This window comes from Streptomyces sp. NPDC001406, from assembly GCF_042895285.1.
Classification (GTDB): domain Bacteria; phylum Actinomycetota; class Actinomycetes; order Streptomycetales; family Streptomycetaceae; genus Streptomyces.
The window spans coordinates 75,339-93,149 of sequence record NZ_JBIAWG010000005.1; the positions used below are offsets into that span (position 1 = coordinate 75,339).

Consider the following 17,811-nt stretch of genomic DNA (forward strand, 5'->3'; position numbering starts at 1 on the left):
CCTTACGTCACTTGGCGGCAGCGGCCGGAGTGTCCTCGCCGAGCAGCTTGCCGTCGGAGGTCTCGAACTGCTTCTTGAAGTCCGCGATCGCGTCGGCCACGGCCGTCAGCGTGTCGTCGGACATCTTGCCGCCCTCCTTGATGGAGGTCATGAGGCCCTGCTCCTTGCGGTGCAGGTACTCCAGGAGCTCCTTCTCGAAGCGGCGGATGTCGACGACCGGAACGTCGTCCATCTTGCCGGTGGTGCCGGCCCAGACGGAGACGACCTGGTCCTCGGTGGACATCGGCTGGTACTGGGCCTGCTTCAGCAGCTCGACCATGCGCTGACCGCGCTCCAGCTGCGACTTCGAGGCCGCGTCCAGGTCGGAACCGAAGGCGGCGAACGCCTCCAGCTCACGGAACTGGGCCAGGTCGACGCGGAGACGGCCGGAAACCTGCTTCATCGCCTTGTGCTGCGCGGAACCACCGACTCGGGAGACGGAGATACCGACGTTCAGCGCGGGGCGCTGACCGGCGTTGAACAGGTCCGACTCCAGGAAGCACTGGCCGTCGGTGATGGAGATGACGTTGGTCGGGATGAACGCCGAGACGTCGTTGGCCTTGGTCTCGACGATCGGCAGACCGGTCATCGAGCCGGCGCCCATGTCGTCGGAGAGCTTCGCGCAGCGCTCCAGCAGCCGGGAGTGCAGGTAGAAGACGTCACCCGGGTAGGCCTCACGGCCCGGCGGGCGGCGCAGCAGCAGCGACACGGCGCGGTAGGCGTCGGCCTGCTTCGACAGGTCGTCGAAGATGATCAGGACGTGCTTGCCCTCGTACATCCAGTGCTGGCCGATGGCCGAGCCGGTGTAGGGCGCCAGGTACTTGAAGCCGGCCGGGTCGGACGCCGGGGCGGCGACGATGGTCGTGTACTCCAGCGCGCCGTTCTCCTCCAGCGCGCGGCGGACCGACGCGATGGTGGAGCCCTTCTGGCCGATGGCGACGTAGATGCAGCGGACCTGCTTGTTCGGGTCGCCGGTGCGCCAGTTGTCACGCTGGTTGATGATCGTGTCGACGGCCAGGGCGGTCTTGCCGGTCTGGCGGTCACCGATGATCAGCTGACGCTGACCACGGCCGACCGGGGTCATCGCGTCGACGGCCTTGTAGCCGGTCTCCATCGGCTCGTGCACCGACTTGCGCTGCATGACCGTGGGGGCCTGCAGTTCGAGGGCGCGACGACCGCTGGTCTCGATCTCGCCGAGACCGTCGATCGGGTTGCCGAGCGGGTCGACGACGCGGCCGAGGTAGCCCTCGCCGACCGCGACGGAGAGGACCTCACCGGTGCGCTGCACCGGCTGACCCTCCTCGATGCCGCTGAACTCACCGAGGACGATGGCGCCGATCTCGCGCTCTTCCAGGTTGAGCGCGAGTCCGAGGGTGCCGTCCTCGAACTTCAGCAGTTCGTTGGCCATGGCCGAGGGCAGGCCCTCGACCTTCGCGATGCCGTCGCCGGCAAGGGTGACCGTACCGACCTCCTCGCGCGAGGCCGCGTCCGGCTTGTACGACTGGACGAAGTTCTCCAGCGCGTCCCGGATCTCCTCCGGCCGGATCGTGAGCTCCGCCATCTGGGTTCCCTGCTCTCCTTGTTGGGCCCGAAGTTTCACTTGGGGGGATGGGGACTCCCCCCTGAACGAGGTGAATCCTCTGCACGGCCCAACCAGGGCCGTAATTACTTTTTTCGATTACCGCGTTGCTGCTAGCTCGCCATGCGGCGGGCGGCGTCCTCAAGACGGTCCGCGAGGGAACCGTTGATGACCTCGTCACCGACCTGCACCCGGATCCCGCCGACGACCTCGGGGTCGACGTCGAGGTTGAGGTGCATCTTGCGGCCGTAGAGCTTCGCGAGGGCGGCGCCCAGGCGCTGCTTCTGCGTGTCACTCAGGGGCACCGCCGAGGTGACGACGGCGACCAGGCGGTCCCGGCGCTCGGCGGCGACCTTGGACAGGGACTCCAGTCCCGCCTCCAGGCTACGTCCCCGCGGCGCGGTCACAAGGCGTGTCACCAGACGCTCGGTGGCCGGCTTGGCACGGCCGCCGAGCAGCCGGTGCAGCAGCTCGATCTTGGCCGGGGTGCCGGCCTTGCGGTCGGTCAGCGCGGCGCGCAGCTCGGTGTTCGAGGAGATGATCCGGCCGAACCGGAACAGCTCGTCCTCGACGTCGTCGAGCGTGTGCGCCTTCTCCGCCGCCGTGAGGTCGGCGACGTCCGCCAGCACCTCCAGCGAGTCCACCAGGTCGCGAGACTGCGACCAGCGGGAACGGACCAGGCCGGACACCAGGTCGGCGGCCTCGCCGCTGACCTGGCCGCCGATCAGTCGGCGCACCAGCTCGGCCTTGGCCTCGCCGGCCTGCGCCGGGTCGGTGAGGACCCGACGCAGCGACGGCTCACGGTCGAGCAGCGCGGTGACGGCCGCCAGCTCGTCGGCGAGCCGCGTCGCGTCCACGGACGTGGTGTCCGTCAGCGCGTCGAGACGCTCACGCGCGGCTGCCAGTGCCCCGCGGCTCGCTCCGTGCATACCCGTCATCGGGTCGCCTCGGCCTTCTCCTCGAGCTCGTCGAGGAAGCGGTCGATCACACGGCTCTGGCGGGCGTGGTCCTCGAGGGACTCGCCGACGAGCTTGCCGGCCAGTTCGGTGGCGAGCTTGCCGACGTCCTGACGCAGCGCGACGGAAGCGGTCTTGCGGTCGGCGTCGATCTGGGCGTGACCGGCGGCGACGATCTCCTCACGCTGCCGCTGGCCTTCGGCCCGCATCTCGGCGATGAGCGTGGCGCCCTGCTCCTGCGCCTCCTGGCGCAGGCGCGCGGCCTCGTGCCGGGCCTCGGCGAGCTGAGCCTTGTACTGCTCAAGCACGCTCTGGGCCTCGGTCTGAGCGGCCTCGGCCTTCTCGATACCGCCCTCGATGGCCTCGCGGCGCTGCTCCAGAACCTTGTTGATGTTCGGAAGGAGCTTCCAGGCGAGGAAGCCGAAGACGATGACGAAGGCGAGCAGGCCGATGACGAGCTCGGGGATCGGCGGGATGAGGGGGTTTTCCTTCTCCGCCGCCAGAATGAGCAGCTGGCTCATGTCAGTGCCTTTCGTCTAGGGGGCTGTCGCTGATCGGCTGATCAGGTGCCGTAGACGAACGGCATGACCAGACCGATGAGGGCGAGCGCCTCACAGAAGGCGAAGCCGAGGATCTGGTTGGCGCGGATCAGGCCGGCAGCCTCGGGCTGGCGGGCCAGGGCCTGCGTGCCGTTACCGAAGATGATGCCGACGCCGACGCCGGGGCCGATGGCGGCGAGGCCGTAGCCGATGGAACCGAGGGAGCCGTGGACGCCGTCGGCAGCAAGGGTCTGGAGAGCGGACATGCCGATTCTTCCTTCTTCTTTACGGACCGGTGGGGGTTGGCCACCGGACGATCAGGGGTGGTGAGGCGGGGCGCTCAGTGGTGCTCGGCGAGGGCGCCCTGGATGTAGGTGCACGTCAGGAGAACGAAGACGTACGCCTGCAGTGCCTGGATGAAGAGCTCGAAGGCCGTCATCACGAGGGTCATCAGGAAGCTGACGCCGGCGTAGGCGATGCCGATGCCGTTCAGCAGGTACCAGCTGGCGATCGTGAAGAGCAGCAGCAGGGTGTGGCCCGCGAACATGTTCGCGAACAGTCGCACCGCGTGGGTGAAGGGCCGCACCAGCAGGTTCGAGAAGAACTCGATGGTCATGGCGAGCGGCAGGACCGCGCCCAGCGACTTGTCGTACCCGGTGACGTTCTTGAAGAAGCCGACGAAGCCGTGGCGCTTGAAGGTCAGCGAGATCCACAGGATGTAGACGATCAGCGCCAGGACGAGCGGGTACGAGATGATCGCCGTCACCGGGAAGGAGGCGACCGGAATGACGGACCAGAGGTTCATCATCCACACGAAGAAGAACAGCGAGACGACCAGCGGAACGTACTTCTCGCCCTCCTTCTTGCCGATGGTCTCGTAGACGACACCGCGCCGGATGAAGTCGTAGCCGGCCTCGGCGACCATCTGCATCTTCCCCGGGACGACCTTGGGCCTGCGGAAGGCCGCCCAGAAGAAGCCGACGATGATGACGGAGCCGAGCAGCGCCAGCAGCATCGTCTTGTTGAAGTACACGTTGCTGTCGGCATCGCCCCACAGGGGCTTGAACAGGAACGAGTGCAGGCCGGGAGCCGGGAAGCCACAGCCGTCGAAGATGTGGCAGTCGGTCTCGAAGGCGAGCACCTGCGTCGGGTCAGCACTCACCGCGGGCTCCTTCAGCATGGCGCATAGGTACGGCAACCTCGTTGTGTCGGCGCGGCGTGCGGCCGCGGTTCGGCACGGGACTGGTGTTACGGATGTGGGGGCGGCTGTGGGGCATCTCGCCTCGCGATTGAGCAGGCGTCAGCTCGGATGCCCGCGCCCGCGATGCCGCAGTTGGCACCGGACGATAGCAGGATCTCTCATGCGCCTTTATCCCGGCCCTACCTCTCACGACGAGTGCCCGGTCTTTTCGGACTTCTCGGGTTCGACGTAGAGGATCTTGGCCTTCATGTGCGCACGCGTCTGCGCGGCGATCCAGGTGAGGGTGCCGACCACGAGCGTGATGGCGAAGGCCTTGGGATTGAACAGCGTGGTGTTCTTGAACGCGGCGACGAAGACGAACAGCAGCAGCAACTGTGCTGTGTAGAGCATGAGCCCCATGGCCTGGAACAGGTGCGGAAGCGACCTGGCAGTGCGCTGCAGGACGTAGAGGCCGATCCCCATGAAGAGGATCACCACCAGCGTCGCGACGACGGCCCCGATCGCCCCCTTGCCGCCCGCGACCACGGCGCTGACGACGGCGGCAAGCGCGCCGACGGCAGCCGTGGGTACGGCGGCCTGGGCCAGGATCCGGACGTCATTGGACGGCATGGCGGCAACTCCGCTTTCACAGGGGGCAGGGTGTCGTCATGGACGAGCGTAGTCCCGGTCAGAGAGTCCTAGACCTCAGGCCATTGGACCGTCGTACTCGGGTCCTTCGGCTCTATCCGGGGTTCTCGTGAACCGTATCACAAACTATTTGATGAGGTCTTTACCTGGTACGTGTGCTCGCTGTCACACATGAGAGTGACCCTGCGCGTCTGCGCGGAAACCGGGGTGAGATGTCTGGTATTGGGGAACTTTGCTCCCCCACGAGTTGGCAATGCTCTAGTCAGATTCTTACCTTGGCGGGCTTACCGGGAGAACGTCAGCGCGACGATCCGGCCTTGCGTCCGTCCAGGAACCGCGAACGGGGACCGATGGCGGTCGCGCCGTTGACCCCGGTCAGACCGGCGGGCACCGGGGCGGGCTGCTCCTCGCCGGCCGCCGGGGCCGCCTCGAAGGCCGCGGCGGGGGCGGGGGCGTGGGCTTCGGCGTGGGCCTCGGCCGCGCGGCCACGGCGGTAGCGCGGCGGCACGAAGCGCTCGGCCCAGCGCGGGGCCCGCGGGGTGAACCGCGGCAGCAGGAGCAGCAGCAGACCGATCGCGCTGAAGAACACGACGCCGAGCACGATCCACATCGACGCGGAGTTCACCGAGTAGGCCAGCGCGCCGAAGCCGATCAGCGCCGACCAGAAGTACATGATCAGCACGGCCCTGCTGTGCGAGTGGCCGATCTCCAGGAGCCGGTGGTGCAGATGACCCCGGTCGGCGGCGAACGGCGACTGTCCGCGCCAGGTGCGGCGCACGATGGCCAGCACCAGGTCGGCGGCCGGCACCGCGATGATCGTCAGCGGCAGCAGCAGCGGGATGTAGACGGGCACCGTCTGATGCACGGCTGCCTTCTCGGAGCCGGTGAACAGGGCCAGCGCGTCCGGGTCGAGCTGACCGGTGATCGAGATCGCGCCCGCGGCCAGCACCAGCCCGATCAGCATCGAGCCGGAGTCGCCCATGAAGATCCGCGCGGGGTGCATGTTGTGCGGCAGGAAGCCCAGGCACATGCCCATGAGGATCGCCGCGAAGAGGGTCGCCGGGGCGGCCGCCTCGATGCCGTACGAGTACCAGATCCGGTACGAGTACAGGAAGAACGCGGTCGCGGCGATGCACACCATGCCCGCGGCCAGTCCGTCCAGGCCGTCCACGAAGTTCACCGCGTTGATCGTGATGACGACGAGCGCCACCGTCAGCAGCGTGCCCTGCCACTGGGTCAGCGCCACGTTGCCGACGCCCGGGATGGGCAGCCACAGGATCGTCAGACCCTGCATGACCATGACGCCCGCGGCGATCATCTGGCCGCCCAGCTTGATCAGGGCGTCGATCTCGAACTTGTCGTCCAGGACGCCGATCAGCCAGATCAGCGCGGCCCCGGAGAGCAGCGCGCGCGGCTCGTTCGACTTCTCGAAGACCTCGTTGAGGTTGGTCAGATGGTCGGCGACCAGCAGACCCGCGCACAGGCCGAAGAACATCGCGATACCGCCGAGGCGCGGAGTGGGCTCCCGGTGCACGTCACGTGCCCGGATCTCCGGCATGGCTCCGGCCACGATCGCGAACTTACGTACCGGCCCTGTCAGCAGATACGTCACCGCGGCCGTGATACAGAGCGTCAGCAGGTATTCACGCACGGGCTTCCCCACAGGTCTCGCTGGCCATCACAGCCCCACACCCTAGCGACGTACGCATATCAGTGGGGACTTCCGGGTAGCGACGATGGTTGCACGCAAGGCTGTGTACGAGGGTCCACTTCCGTGCGTCTACCCCCGCTCAGCCGGGATACGGCGGAAATCTACCGGCCAGTTCCCGCACCTCGTCACGCGCCCCGGTGGGGTCGATCTCACTTCGCAGCACCCCCGCCATCAGCACGGCGATCCGCGCCATCTCCGGCTCTCCCATGCCCTGGGTGGTCAGCGCCGCCGTGCCCAGGCGCAGCCCGCGTGCGTCGCCGTGCGGCAGGGCGCAGCAGTCCAGCACCATCCCGGCGGCCGCCAGCCGGCCGCGTGCGGCGCGTCCGTCGACGCCCAGCGGCGACGGGTCGGCGGTGATCAGATGGGTGTCGGTGCCGCCGGTGGTGACGGCGAGACCCTCGTCGGCCAGCTCGGAGGCCAGGACCTTCGCGTTGGCGACCACCTGATGCGCATACACGGAGAACGCCGCCGTCGCCGCCTCGCCGAACGCGACGGCCTTGGCGGCGATGGTGTGCATCTGCGCGCCGCCCTGGGTGAACGGGAACACGGCCCGGTCGACGCGCTCGGCCAGCTCGCCGCCGCACAGGATCATCCCGCCGCGCGGCCCGCGCAGCACCTTGTGTGTCGTCGCGCACACGATGTCGGCGTACGGCACCGGGTTGGGCGCCGCTCCCCCGGCGACGAGCCCGATCGGATGCGCGGCGTCCGCGATCAGATACGCCCCCACCTCGTCGGCGACCTCACGGAAGAAGGCGTAGTCGATGTGGCGGGGGTAGGCGATGGAGCCGCACACGACGGCCTTGGGCCGGTGGTTGCGGGCGAGGTGGCGCACCTGGTCGTGGTCGATGAGCCCGGTCTCCGCGTCGACCCCGTACCCCACGAAGTCGAACCAGCGGCCCGAGAAGTTGGCCGGGGAGCCATGGGTGAGGTGTCCGCCGTACGGCAGCCCGAGGGCGAGGACGGTGTCACCGGGCTGCAGCAGGGCCGCGTAGGCCGCCAGGACGGCCGACGAGCCCGAGTGCGGCTGGACGTTGGCGTGGTCGGCCCCGAACAGCGCCCTGGCCCGCTCGATCGCGATGCGCTCGGCGACGTCCACGATCTCGCAGCCGCCGTGGTAGCGGGCCCCGGGATAGCCCTCGGCGTACTTGTTGGTGAGCGGTGAGCCCAGCGCGGCCAGCACGGCCGGGGAGGTGAAGTTCTCGGCCGCGATCAGCTGCAGCGTCGTCGACTGCCGGTCGACTTCCCCCAGCAGGATCTCGGCCAGCTCGGGGTCCTGCCGCCGCAGGACATCGGCCTCAAGGGTATGGGTGACCGACATGGCGGGCTCCCGGGCGGTCGACGGTGACGTAGGTCCAATGTAGGCCCGCCCAGCACGGGCTGCGCGACGTCTACGACCACCGGTGCGACGGCACCAGGAGTTCGCGACGGCACCAGGAGTTGCCGGGCACAGGGCGTCGACGACGGCCGATGCGACGCCACCGGCAGCCACCAGGCACGGGGTCGACCACCACCGGTGCGACAACACCGGAAGCCACCAGATGCGCGGTGTCGACGGCCACCGGCGCGACGGCACCGGAAGCCACAGGCACGGAACCGACCACCATCAGCGCGACAAGCACCGGAAGCCACCAGGCACGCGGCACCGACCGCCACTGGTGCGACCGCGCACCGGCAGCCGCTAGGTGCGTGCCGGTACCCCGGTCAGGGCCGTGACCACCGGGTCCAGTGCCTCGTGTATTTCGTCGCCGATCGAACGGAAGAACGTCAGCGGCGCCCCGTACGGGTCGTAGACCTCGTCCGCCTCCGCCGTCGGGGCCAGCAGCCACCCGCGTAGCGCCGCCGCGGCGCGGACCAGGGCGCGCGCACGGGCGACCAGGCCGTCCTCCAGGGGCGGCAGGGTCGCCGGGTCTATCGCGCGGACCAGACGGGTGAACTCCTTCAGCGTGAAGGTGCGCAGGCCGGCCGAGTGGCCCATGGAGATGACCTGGGCGCGATGGTCGCGGGTCGCGGTCAGCACCAGGTCGGCCATGATGACGTGTTCGTCCAGCAGCTCCCGGCCGGTGAAGCCGGAGGCGTCCGCGCCGAACTCGGCCAGCACGGTCTCCGCGTTGGCCTCCATGGGCGCGCCCTCATGACCCCAGGTGCCCGCGCTCTCCACGATCAGCCCGCCGCCGAGGACGCCGAGCCGCTGTTTCACGAAATGCCGGGTCAGCCGCTCGGTGATCGGCGAGCGGCACACGTTGCCGGTGCTGACGTGGAGGATGCGGAAGCTGTCGCGCGGAAGCCCGACGAAGGTGGTCGTAATCTCCGCTGCACGTTCCCCGTTGCCTATGCCACGCCCCGCTTCAGGGGCTGTCAATTCGCCACCTCGAGGTCGGGTACGACCTTGCGCAGCTCCTCCGCCGAGATCGCGCCCGCGCGCAGCAGCAGCGGCACGTCGCCGGTGACGTCGACGATCGACGAGGGCACGTTGCCGGGGGTCGGGCCGCCGTCGAGGTAGACCGAGACGGAGTCGCCGAGCATCTGCTGGGCCGCGTCGCAGTCCTCCGGCGCCGGGTGGCCGGTGATGTTCGCGGACGACACGGCCATCGGGCCGACGTCGGTGAGCAGTTCGATGGCGACCGGGTGCAGCGGCATGCGCACGGCAACGGTGCCACGGGTGTCGCCGAGGTCCCACTGCAGGGACGGCTGGTGCCTGGCGACGAGCGTGAGGCCGCCCGGCCAGAACGCGTCGACCAGTTCCCAGGCCAGCTCGGAGAAGTCGGTGACGAGACCGTGAAGCGTGTTCGGCGAGCCGATCAGGACAGGGGTGGGCATGTTGCGGCCCCGGCCCTTGGCCTCCAGCAGATCGGCCACGGCCTCCGAGGAGAACGCGTCGGCGCCGATGCCGTACAGCGTGTCGGTCGGCAGCACCACGAGTTCGCCCCGGCGGACGGCGGACGCGGCCTCGCGCAGACCCGTCGCACGGTCGGTCGCGTCGTTGGTGTCGTATCGCCGTGCCATGTCTAGCTGGCCTCCTCGTACACGTACTGCTGGCTTGAAGTCCGGGGCGTGCTCACGGCAACGCCCGGCGGGCGGTCGCGAAGCGCGGGCGGTTGTTGAGGTCCGGGTGGTCGGCCGCGTCGGCCCAGCCCCGCTCCTCGGTGAAGATCCATGGCACCTGGCCCCCCTGGGTGTCGGCGTGCTCGATCACGACGACGCCACCGGGACGCAGCAGCCGGTGCGCGGTGCGTTCCAGGCCCCGGATGAGGTCGAGACCGTCCTCGCCCGAGAACAACGCCAGGTCGGGGTCGTAGTCACGGGCCTCGGGGGCGACGTACTCCCACTCGGTGAGCGGGATGTACGGCGGGTTGGAGATGACCAGGTCGACCTGGCCGTCGAGGTCGTGGAAGGCGTCCAGGGCGTTGCCCTGCCGCAGGTCGACCCGGGAGCCCTCCATGTTCTTGCGGGTCCACTGGAGGGCTTCCTCGGACAGCTCCACGGCGTGCACGCGCGAGCGCGGGACCTCCTGGGCGAGGGCGAGCGCGATGGCCCCGGAGCCGGTGCACAGGTCGACGATGAGCGGTTCGACCACGTCCATGGCCCGCACGGCGTCTATGGCCCAGCCGACCACCGACTCGGTCTCCGGCCGCGGCACGAAGACGCCCGGCCCGACCTGGAGCTCCAGGTACCGGAAGTAGGCGCGCCCGGTGATGTGCTGGAGCGGCTCACGCTGCTCGCGCCGGGCGATGACCTCCCAGTAGCGGGCGTCGAAGTCGGAGTCCTTCACGGAGTGCAGTTGGCCCCGCTTCACGCCGTGCACGAACGCGGCGAGCTCCTCCGCGTCGTTGCGCGGCGAGGGCACGCCGGCGTCGGCCAGCCGCTGGGCGGCCTGGGCCACCTCCGCGAGCAGCACGCTGCGGGGGCTTGGGGGTCGCCCCCCAAAATCTTGCTGCACGCTCGTCCTCCGGGTATTCGGTACTTCGTGACTCGCCTTACGCGGCCGCGAGCTTGGCCGCCGAGTCCGCGTCGACGCAGGCCTGGATCACCGCGTCGAGGTCGCCGTCCAGGACCTGGTCAAGGTTGTACGCCTTGAAGCCGACGCGGTGGTCCGAAATGCGATTCTCCGGGAAGTTGTACGTACGGATCTTCTCGGAGCGGTCGACGGTGCGGACCTGGCTGCGGCGGGCGTCGGCGGCCTCCCTCTCGGCCTCCTCCTGCGCCGCCGCGAGCAGCCTGGAGCGCAGGATACGCAGAGCCTGCTCCTTGTTCTGCAGCTGGCTCTTCTCGTTCTGGCAGGAGGCGACGACTCCGGTGGGAATGTGCGTGATGCGCACCGCGGAGTCGGTGGTGTTGACGGACTGGCCGCCGGGCCCGGAGGACCGGTAGACGTCGATGCGGAGGTCGTTCGGATTGATCTCGACGTCGACCTCCTCGGCCTCGGGGGTGACGAGGACACCGGCGGCGGAGGTGTGGATACGGCCCTGGGACTCGGTGGCCGGCACCCGCTGCACGCGGTGCACTCCGCCCTCGTACTTCAGCCGGGCCCACACACCCTGGCCGGGCTCGGTCTGGCCGCGGGTCTTCACCGCGACCTGGACGTCCTTGTAGCCGCCGAGCTCGGACTCGGTGGAGTCGATGATCTCGGCCTTCCAGCCGACGCGCTCGGCGTAGCGCAGGTACATGCGCAGCAGGTCCCCCGCGAACAGCGCCGACTCGTCGCCGCCGGCGCCCGCCTTGATCTCCAGAATGACGTCCTTGTCGTCACTCGGGTCCCGCGGGATGAGCAGGAAGCGCAGCTTCTCGGTGAGTTCCTCGCGCTGCTTGTCCAGCTCCTTGACCTCGGCGGCGAAGTCGGGGTCGTCGGCGGCGAGTTCGCGTGCGGTCTCGATGTCGTCGCCGGTCTGCTTCCAGGAGCGGTACGTGGCGACGATCGGGGTGAGCTCGGCGTAGCGCTTGTTCAGCTTGCGCGCGTTGGCCTGGTCGGCGTGGACCGACGGGTCGGCGAGCTTCGTCTCCAGGTCGGCGTGCTCACCGACGAGTTCCTCGACGGCCTCGAACATCTTGGGGCTCCTGTACTGCTCGGAAAGGGGGAAGGCGGGCGACCAAAAACGCCGGTCCCGGCGCGTCCCGAAGGCGGGACACAGCCGTGGACCGGCGAAATGGGGCTCGCTACTTCTTGGAGCCGGCGGCAGCCTTGCCGAAGCGGGCCTCGAAGCGGGCCACACGGCCACCGGTGTCGAGGATCTTCTGCTTGCCCGTGTAGAACGGGTGGCACTCGGAGCAGACCTCGGCCCGGATGGTGCCGGACTCGATGGTGCTACGGGTGGTGAACGACGCGCCACAGGTGCAGCTGACCTGCGTCTCGACGTACGCGGGGTGGATGTCGCGCTTCAAGGTGTCTCCTAGGTTCGGGAGGGCACCGGGTCGCAACCGCGGGCTGCGGAGGCGTGAACCGGGGCCGACGTACCAGTCTGCCAGGACTGGCCGCATCCCCCAAAACCGGGGGGTGAGGCGTTCTATTCCCGGGGGTCCGGGAGCGGGGACGAGCTACGAGTGGCGTGGGCGGGCAGCAGGCCGCCGTGTGGGAGCCGTGCCCTCGTGCTCGGGCCGCTGCGCGTCGAGGAGGGGGAGCCGTTCGCGGCGGACGGGAGCCCGATCTCCCAGGCTCTGCGCAGGCTGGGCGTGCGGGCGAGGGGCGGGGAGGACGGGTTCTCGGCGATGGGGCTGGATCCGCACCGGTCCACCGACCGGTGGTTCGACTGATCCGTGGCGCCTACGACGCCGTCACCACGCCCTTGGCCCCGCCCGTGGCCGTGCCCTTCGTCGCGCTCGGCGGGATCGGCAGGTCGTTGCTCAGAGCGGTCCACACCTGCTTGGCCTTGGCCTCGGCGACGACGACCCGGTTGGGGTTCGCGGGGTCGTACTGCACCGGCATCGTGACCATCTTCATGTGCGACGAACCGATGCCCTTCAGACCGTTCGCGAAGTCCATCAGCGAGTTCACCGAGCCCAGGTCGGAGTCGGTGGTGACCGCCTTGGTCGCGGTGTCGGCGAGGTCGAACAGCTTCTTGGGGCTGGTCAGGACGCCGACCTGCTTGACCTGGTCGACCAGGGCCTTGATGAAGGCCTGCTGGAGCTGGATGCGGCCGAGGTCGGAGCCGTCGCCGACACCGTGCCGGGTGCGGACCAGGCCGAGGGCCTGCTTGCCGGTCAGGGTGTGCGTGCCGGCCTTGAGGTGCAGATGGCTCTCGGCGTCCTCGATGTTCCTGGTCGTGGTGACCGTGACCCCGCCGAGGTCGTCGATGAGCTTCTGGAAGCCGGAGAAGTCGACCTCCAGATAGTGGTCCATGCGGATGCCGGTGAGGGACTCGACCGTCTTCACCGCGCAGGCCGCACCGCCGGTGGAGTAGGCGGAGTTGAACATCACGCCCGAGGCGGCGGCGTGCTCCGTGCCGTTGGCGTCGGTGCACGCGGGGCGGTCGATGAGGGTGTCGCGCGGGATGGAGACCACGCTCGCCTTCTTGTGGCCCTCGTAGACGTGGACGACCATCGCCGTGTCGGAGCGGGCGCTGCCGTCGTCGGTGCCGCCGCCCAGCTCCTTGTTGGAGCCGGAGCGGGTGTCCGAGCCGAGGACCAGGATGTTCTCGGAGCCGTTGTCGACCTTCATCGGGCGCTCGCTGCCGAGGGCCTGGTTGATGTCGACGCTCTTGAGGTTGCCGTTGAGCTTGAAGTACAGGTACCCGGCGCCGGTGCCCCCCAGCACCAGGATGCCCGCGGCCGTCCAGGCGGTGACGAGCAGCGCCTTGCTGCGACCGCTGCGGGGCTTGCGACGGCAGCCCCGGCCGCCGCGGCCCCGCGGCCGGCTCGTGCCGGGCTCGGCGCCCGTCCCGGTGGTGCCCGTCTCGGTGCTGCCGGGCTCGCTGCTGCCGGGCTCGGGTATGCCGGCCTGCGGCATGCTCTCGGCGGACATGTGCTCCTCGGTTCTGGTCCCGGTCGGTGTACCCCCTGCTTTCGCGGACGGGCCGGGTCGTAGTGACCCATACCGCACCATCGTCACTCCATCGGGTCAGACGGAGAAACTCGGGAAAGGGTTGCACAAAGCAAAGTGCCCACCGCGTGAAGCGATGGGCACCCTGTGTAGCCGAGCAAACGGGATCAAACCCGCTCACCTGCGATTTCAGCCGAAAATGTCGTACTGCTTGAAGTCGGTACCGACGGAGATCCGTGTGGCGAAGATCTCGCTGGTCGCCTTGCCGGTGCCCTTGTAGAGGTAGAGCGTGCCGCCGGGCGTACGGGCCAGGAAGTCGGCCTTGCCGTCGCCGCTGATGTCACCGACCGCGTCGAAGGCGTTGTATCCGGTCCAGGCGCTGCGCACCTTGACGCGGGTGGAGAACGCGCCGGTGCCGGACTTGCCGGTGCCCTTGTACAGGTACAGGTCGCCGGTGCTGCTCTTGCGAGCGAGCAGGTCGGCCTTGCCGTCGCCGTTGAAGTCGCCGTGGCCGCGCACCATGTTGTACTGGTTCCAGCCCGTGCCGACCTGGACGCGGGCGGCGAAGGTGCCGTTGCCCTTGCCGGGGTAGATCCACAGCGTGCCGGCGGAGTCGACGGACAGCACGTCGGGCAGGTAGTCGCCGGTGACATCGCCGGGGGCGATGATGCGCAGGCGGGTCTTCCAGCCGGTGAAGATCTTGGTCTGCGACCAGGAGCCGCTGGACAGGACGTAGTGCATCCAGTAGACGTCACCGGTGCCGCTGTCGCGGACCACGAGGTCCTCGATGCCGTCCCGGTTGAGGTCGGTCTGCAGGACGACGTTCACGCCGTTCCAGTTGCCCCAGGAGATCCGGGCGCCGAACGACGTGCCCTTGGAGTCCTTCTCGTAGCCGGTCTTGGTGGAGGCGTTGCGCACCCACAGGTCGGCCTTGCCGTCGGTGTAGCTCAGGTTGCCGTCGTCGACCTGCGCGTAGGCGGCACCGACGTACGTGCTCACCTTGGTGAAGACGCTGTAGGCGCCCTTCTGCACACAGTCCACGACGCCCCAGGAGACGACGCCGACGATCCGGCCGTTCACCACGAGCGGGCCACCGGAGTCGCCGTTGCAGGCGGAGGTGGTTCCGGTGTCGCTGCCGGTGGCGGGGTTGCCCGCGCAGACCATGTGGCCCTTGACGAAGTCCGTGCTGTAGAAGCCGGAGCAGGTGGTGTCCGACTGGATCGGCAGCGTGGCCGTCTTCAGCGTGTCGGAGATGTCCTGGGTGGTGGAGCTGGTGCGGCCCCAGCCGTAGAGCTTGGCGCTGGTGCCCGCGGCGTAGGAGGCGGTGTCGCCGGACGTCGTCATCCGGATCGGCGTGGCCTTGACCGGGGCGTCCAAGCTGAGGACGGCGATGTCGTTGTCGATCGTCGTCGAGCTGTACGACGGGTGGTTCCACTGGCGCAGTACGGCGGTCGCAGTGCCGCCGTGCAGGTCCGTGTTGCCGGAGCTGTCGCTGGTCGGCAGCTGGGACGTGCCGGTGAGGACGGCGCCGTTGGCCGCCCAGTTGTAACCCTTCACGCAGTGCGCGGCGGTGAGGATCTTCGTCGGCGAGACGACCGAGCCGCCGCAGAAGAAGCCGATGTCGTCGCTCTCGTCGGTGGTGCCCTTGTCGTCGTAGTACCAGAGCTGAGCCATCCACGGCGCGCTGGTGATGGTGGTCTGAGTGCCACCGATGATCTTCGGGTCGACCGTGGCGGTGCTGGTGCCGGTGCTCGCGCTCAGGGACGACTTCTTGGTCGTCTGTCCCGCGGTGTCGTCACCGGCGAGGGCGCCCGCGACGCGCTTCTCCAGGGTGGAGAGCGAGGGCGAGCCGATGGCCGGCTTGACCGTGGGGGTCGGCACTGAGGTGGCCGCGCCGGCGGAGGAGGTCATCAGCGCGGCAGCGACGGCCGCGGCGACACCGGCGGCGGCGACGGGCAGGGCGATGCGTATCCGGCGTCTGTGACGGCCGCCGGACGGAGTCGTGGTCAAGAAAGTCCCCCCAGAGGAACATGAGACGGAAGGGACGCGAGGCGCGCCCACTCCTCTCAGCGTCAAAAGGCCGCCCCCCGTCACTGCTGTGACGGGGGGCGGCCTTTCGGACGGCTGTGTGCCTCAGTCCCCGTTGCCGGGCATCGGCGTCGTCTTCTGGATCTGCAGCAGGAACTCGGCGTTCGACTTGGTCTGCTTCATCTTGTCGAGGAGCAGTTCGATCGCCTGCTGCTGGTCGAGCGCGTGCAGCACCCGGCGCAGCTTCCATACGATGGCGAGCTCGTCGGAGCCGAGCAGGATCTCTTCCTTACGGGTACCGGACGCGTCGACGTCCACCGCCGGGAAGATGCGCTTGTCGGCGAGCTTCCGGTCGAGCTTGAGCTCGGCGTTGCCGGTGCCCTTGAACTCCTCGAAGATCACCTCGTCCATGCGGGACCCGGTGTCGACGAGCGCGGTGGCCAGGATGGTGAGCGAGCCACCGTCCTCGATGTTCCGCGCGGCACCGAAGAACCGCTTCGGCGGGTACAGGGCGGTCGAGTCGACACCACCGGACAGGATGCGGCCGGAGGCCGGGGCGGCGAGGTTGTACGCACGGCCCAGACGCGTGATCGAGTCGAGCAGTACGACGACGTCGTGACCCAGCTCCACCAGACGCTTGGCGCGCTCGATGGCGAGCTCGGCGACCGTGGTGTGGTCCTCGGCCGGGCGGTCGAAGGTCGAGGAGATGACCTCGCCCTTGACCGACCGCTGCATGTCGGTGACTTCTTCCGGACGCTCGTCGACGAGGACGACCATCAGGTGGCACTCGGGGTTGTTGTGGGTGATCGCGTTGGCGATCGCCTGCATGATCATGGTCTTGCCGGTCTTCGGCGGGGCCACGATCAGACCGCGCTGGCCCTTACCGATCGGCGCGACAAGGTCGATGATGCGGGTCGTCAGCACGCCCGGGTCGGTCTCCAGACGGAGCCGGTCCTGCGGGTACAGCGGCGTCAGCTTGTTGAACTCCGGGCGGCCACGGCCGTGTTCGGGCGCCATGCCGTTGACGGAGTCGAGGCGGACCAGCGCGTTGAACTTCTCGCGGCGCTCGCCCTCCTTGGGCTGACGGACCGCACCGGTGACGTGGTCGCCCTTGCGCAGGCCGTTCTTGCGGACCTGGGCGAGGGAGACGTACACGTCGTTGGGACCCGGCAGGTAGCCCGACGTACGGATGAAGGCGTAGTTGTCGAGGATGTCCAGGATGCCCGCGACGGGGATCAGGACGTCGTCCTCGGCGAGCTGCGGCTCGTTGCCGGCGAACTCGTCACGGCCACGGCGGCCACGACGGTCGCGGTAGCGGCCGCGACGGCCACGGCGGCCGCCCTCGAAGTCGTCGTCGTCCTGCTGGCCCCGGTCCTGACGGCCGCCGCCCTGCTGCTGGCCCTGCTGCTGGCGCTGGCCGCCCTGGCCCTGCTGCTCGTCGCCCTTGCTGCGGCGGTCCCGGTCACGGTCACGGTCGCGGCCGCGCTCACGGCGGTCCCGGCGGCCACGGCCCTCGCCGTCACCGGCTTCGCCCTTGGCCTCGCCCTGCGCCTGCGGGGCCGGCGACTCGGCCTTGGCCTCGCTCTTCGCCTCGGCGGCGATCGTCTCGGTGCTGCCCGCCTGAGCAGCCGTCGGGCTGCCCGCCTCGGCGGTGGCACGGCGACGGCGACGCTCGGTCGGGGCGTCGTCTGCCCCACGCTCGGCTTCGCCCGCGCGGGCGGTGCCGCCCGCCGGCTGGCCGGGGATCTCGATCTGCTGCTGCGCCACGGCCTTCTCGGCGGGCGCCTCGGACTTGGCCTCCGCCTTCTTCTCCGCCTCCTCGCCCGTACGGGCCCGGGAGGTGGTCCGGCGCTTCGGCTTGGTCTCGGCAGCGTCTGCGGCGGGAGCCGCGGCCTTGGGGGCGGCTCCGCCGCCGGCCTGCGCCTCCTTGATGACCTCGATCAGCTGGCTCTTGCGCATACGCGCGGTGCCCCTGATGCCGAGGCCGGATGCGACCTGCTGCAGCTCGGCCAGCACCATGCCCTCGAGGCCGGTACCGCGGCGCCGCCGGGAGCCGGCACCGGTGGCAGGCGCGGAGGCGTCCGTGGCGGGCGCGGCAGCGGTCTCCTCGACACGTGCGCCCATCAGATCGGTGGTGTCGCTCACGAAGGGTCCTTCCCTG

At 69.3% G+C, this 17,811-nt stretch carries 17 protein-coding genes; 1 reads left to right on the forward strand and 16 read right to left on the reverse strand.

Annotation, left to right across the window (positions count from 1 at the left end):
- Positions 1–7: 7 nt before the first annotated feature.
- From atpA to rpmE, 13 genes are all read right to left on the reverse strand, one after another.
- Positions 8–1,600, reverse strand: coding sequence for a F0F1 ATP synthase subunit alpha (gene atpA, locus ACFY1J_RS13370; protein WP_390708919.1), 1,593 nt, complete (start codon positions 1,598–1,600; stop codon positions 8–10).
- Positions 1,601–1,731: 131 nt separating this feature from the next.
- Entirely contained in the window at positions 1,732–2,547 is an 816-nt protein-coding gene (locus ACFY1J_RS13375) for a F0F1 ATP synthase subunit delta (protein ID WP_390708992.1), read from the reverse strand.
- A 5-nt stretch (positions 2,548–2,552) separates the two neighbouring features.
- Positions 2,553–3,095 (reverse strand): F0F1 ATP synthase subunit B, encoded by a 543-nt coding sequence (locus ACFY1J_RS13380; RefSeq protein WP_390708918.1) that lies wholly within the window; start codon positions 3,093–3,095, stop codon positions 2,553–2,555.
- 41 nt (positions 3,096–3,136) lie between these two features.
- Complete coding sequence (locus tag ACFY1J_RS13385) at positions 3,137–3,379, reverse strand: F0F1 ATP synthase subunit C (RefSeq protein WP_093474678.1); 243 nt, start codon at positions 3,377–3,379, stop codon at positions 3,137–3,139.
- Positions 3,380–3,453: 74 nt separating this feature from the next.
- The gene (atpB, locus tag ACFY1J_RS13390; protein ID WP_390708917.1) at positions 3,454–4,275 is read right to left on the reverse strand and encodes a F0F1 ATP synthase subunit A; all 822 of its coding nucleotides are present in this window, start codon (positions 4,273–4,275) and stop codon (positions 3,454–3,456) included.
- Between the two features lie 225 nt (positions 4,276–4,500).
- Entirely contained in the window at positions 4,501–4,923 is a 423-nt protein-coding gene (locus ACFY1J_RS13395; RefSeq protein WP_390708916.1) for a hypothetical protein, read from the reverse strand.
- A 316-nt stretch (positions 4,924–5,239) separates the two neighbouring features.
- The gene (locus tag ACFY1J_RS13400) at positions 5,240–6,592 is read right to left on the reverse strand and encodes an MraY family glycosyltransferase (RefSeq protein WP_390708915.1); all 1,353 of its coding nucleotides are present in this window, start codon (positions 6,590–6,592) and stop codon (positions 5,240–5,242) included.
- Between the two features lie 139 nt (positions 6,593–6,731).
- Positions 6,732–7,970, reverse strand: coding sequence for a serine hydroxymethyltransferase (gene glyA, locus ACFY1J_RS13405; protein ID WP_390708914.1), 1,239 nt, complete (start codon positions 7,968–7,970; stop codon positions 6,732–6,734).
- A 360-nt stretch (positions 7,971–8,330) separates the two neighbouring features.
- Positions 8,331–9,011, reverse strand: a complete 681-nt coding sequence (locus ACFY1J_RS13410; protein ID WP_390708913.1) for a protein-tyrosine-phosphatase — start codon at positions 9,009–9,011, stop codon at positions 8,331–8,333.
- Positions 9,008–9,655 (reverse strand): L-threonylcarbamoyladenylate synthase, encoded by a 648-nt coding sequence (locus ACFY1J_RS13415; RefSeq protein WP_390708912.1) that lies wholly within the window; start codon positions 9,653–9,655, stop codon positions 9,008–9,010. Before ACFY1J_RS13415 ends, ACFY1J_RS13410 begins: the two co-directional genes overlap by 4 nt.
- A gap of 52 nt (positions 9,656–9,707) precedes the next feature.
- Positions 9,708–10,547 (reverse strand): peptide chain release factor N(5)-glutamine methyltransferase, encoded by an 840-nt coding sequence (prmC, locus tag ACFY1J_RS13420; RefSeq protein WP_363294269.1) that lies wholly within the window; start codon positions 10,545–10,547, stop codon positions 9,708–9,710.
- A gap of 79 nt (positions 10,548–10,626) precedes the next feature.
- Positions 10,627–11,694 carry a peptide chain release factor 1 gene (gene prfA / locus ACFY1J_RS13425; RefSeq protein WP_390708911.1) on the reverse strand — a complete coding sequence of 356 codons (1,068 nt, stop codon included), beginning with the start codon at positions 11,692–11,694 and terminating at the stop codon, positions 10,627–10,629.
- A gap of 109 nt (positions 11,695–11,803) precedes the next feature.
- Positions 11,804–12,028, reverse strand: coding sequence for a 50S ribosomal protein L31 (gene rpmE, locus ACFY1J_RS13430; protein WP_014675000.1), 225 nt, complete (start codon positions 12,026–12,028; stop codon positions 11,804–11,806).
- 204 nt (positions 12,029–12,232) lie between these two features.
- On the opposite strand from rpmE, the gene ACFY1J_RS13435 reads away from it, so the two are divergent.
- A complete protein-coding gene (locus ACFY1J_RS13435) occupies positions 12,233–12,397 on the forward strand; it encodes a hypothetical protein (protein ID WP_390708910.1) in 165 nt (54 codons plus the stop codon).
- A gap of 10 nt (positions 12,398–12,407) precedes the next feature.
- Here ACFY1J_RS13435 and ACFY1J_RS13440 read toward each other — a convergent pair whose 3' ends face one another.
- The 3 genes from ACFY1J_RS13440 to rho form a co-directional block, all read right to left on the reverse strand.
- Positions 12,408–13,604, reverse strand: a complete 1,197-nt coding sequence (locus ACFY1J_RS13440) for an LCP family protein (protein WP_390708909.1) — start codon at positions 13,602–13,604, stop codon at positions 12,408–12,410.
- 207 nt (positions 13,605–13,811) lie between these two features.
- The gene (locus ACFY1J_RS13445; RefSeq protein ID WP_390708991.1) at positions 13,812–15,533 is read right to left on the reverse strand and encodes a trypsin-like serine protease; all 1,722 of its coding nucleotides are present in this window, start codon (positions 15,531–15,533) and stop codon (positions 13,812–13,814) included.
- 222 nt (positions 15,534–15,755) lie between these two features.
- Positions 15,756–17,795, reverse strand: a complete 2,040-nt coding sequence (gene rho, locus ACFY1J_RS13450; RefSeq protein ID WP_390708908.1) for a transcription termination factor Rho — start codon at positions 17,793–17,795, stop codon at positions 15,756–15,758.
- Positions 17,796–17,811 lie beyond the last annotated feature (16 nt).

What these genes read in the sequence shown, in the direction of transcription:
- atpA (WP_390708919.1), bottom strand. Translation starts at nt 1,600, where the DNA reads ATGGCGGAGCTCACGATCCGGCCGGAGGAGATCCGGGACGCGCTGGAG.
- ACFY1J_RS13375 (WP_390708992.1), bottom strand. Translation starts at nt 2,547, where the DNA reads ATGCACGGAGCGAGCCGCGGGGCACTGGCAGCCGCGCGTGAGCGTCTC.
- ACFY1J_RS13380 (WP_390708918.1), bottom strand. Translation starts at nt 3,095, where the DNA reads ATGAGCCAGCTGCTCATTCTGGCGGCGGAGAAGGAAAACCCCCTCATC.
- ACFY1J_RS13385 (WP_093474678.1), bottom strand. Translation starts at nt 3,379, where the DNA reads ATGTCCGCTCTCCAGACCCTTGCTGCCGACGGCGTCCACGGCTCCCTC.
- ACFY1J_RS13395 (WP_390708916.1), bottom strand. Translation starts at nt 4,923, where the DNA reads ATGCCGTCCAATGACGTCCGGATCCTGGCCCAGGCCGCCGTACCCACG.
- glyA (WP_390708914.1), bottom strand. Translation starts at nt 7,970, where the DNA reads ATGTCGGTCACCCATACCCTTGAGGCCGATGTCCTGCGGCGGCAGGAC.
- ACFY1J_RS13415 (WP_390708912.1), bottom strand. Translation starts at nt 9,655, where the DNA reads ATGGCACGGCGATACGACACCAACGACGCGACCGACCGTGCGACGGGT.
- prfA (WP_390708911.1), bottom strand. Translation starts at nt 11,694, where the DNA reads ATGTTCGAGGCCGTCGAGGAACTCGTCGGTGAGCACGCCGACCTGGAG.
- ACFY1J_RS13440 (WP_390708909.1), bottom strand. Translation starts at nt 13,604, where the DNA reads ATGTCCGCCGAGAGCATGCCGCAGGCCGGCATACCCGAGCCCGGCAGC.
- ACFY1J_RS13445 (WP_390708991.1), bottom strand. Translation starts at nt 15,533, where the DNA reads ATGACCTCCTCCGCCGGCGCGGCCACCTCAGTGCCGACCCCCACGGTC.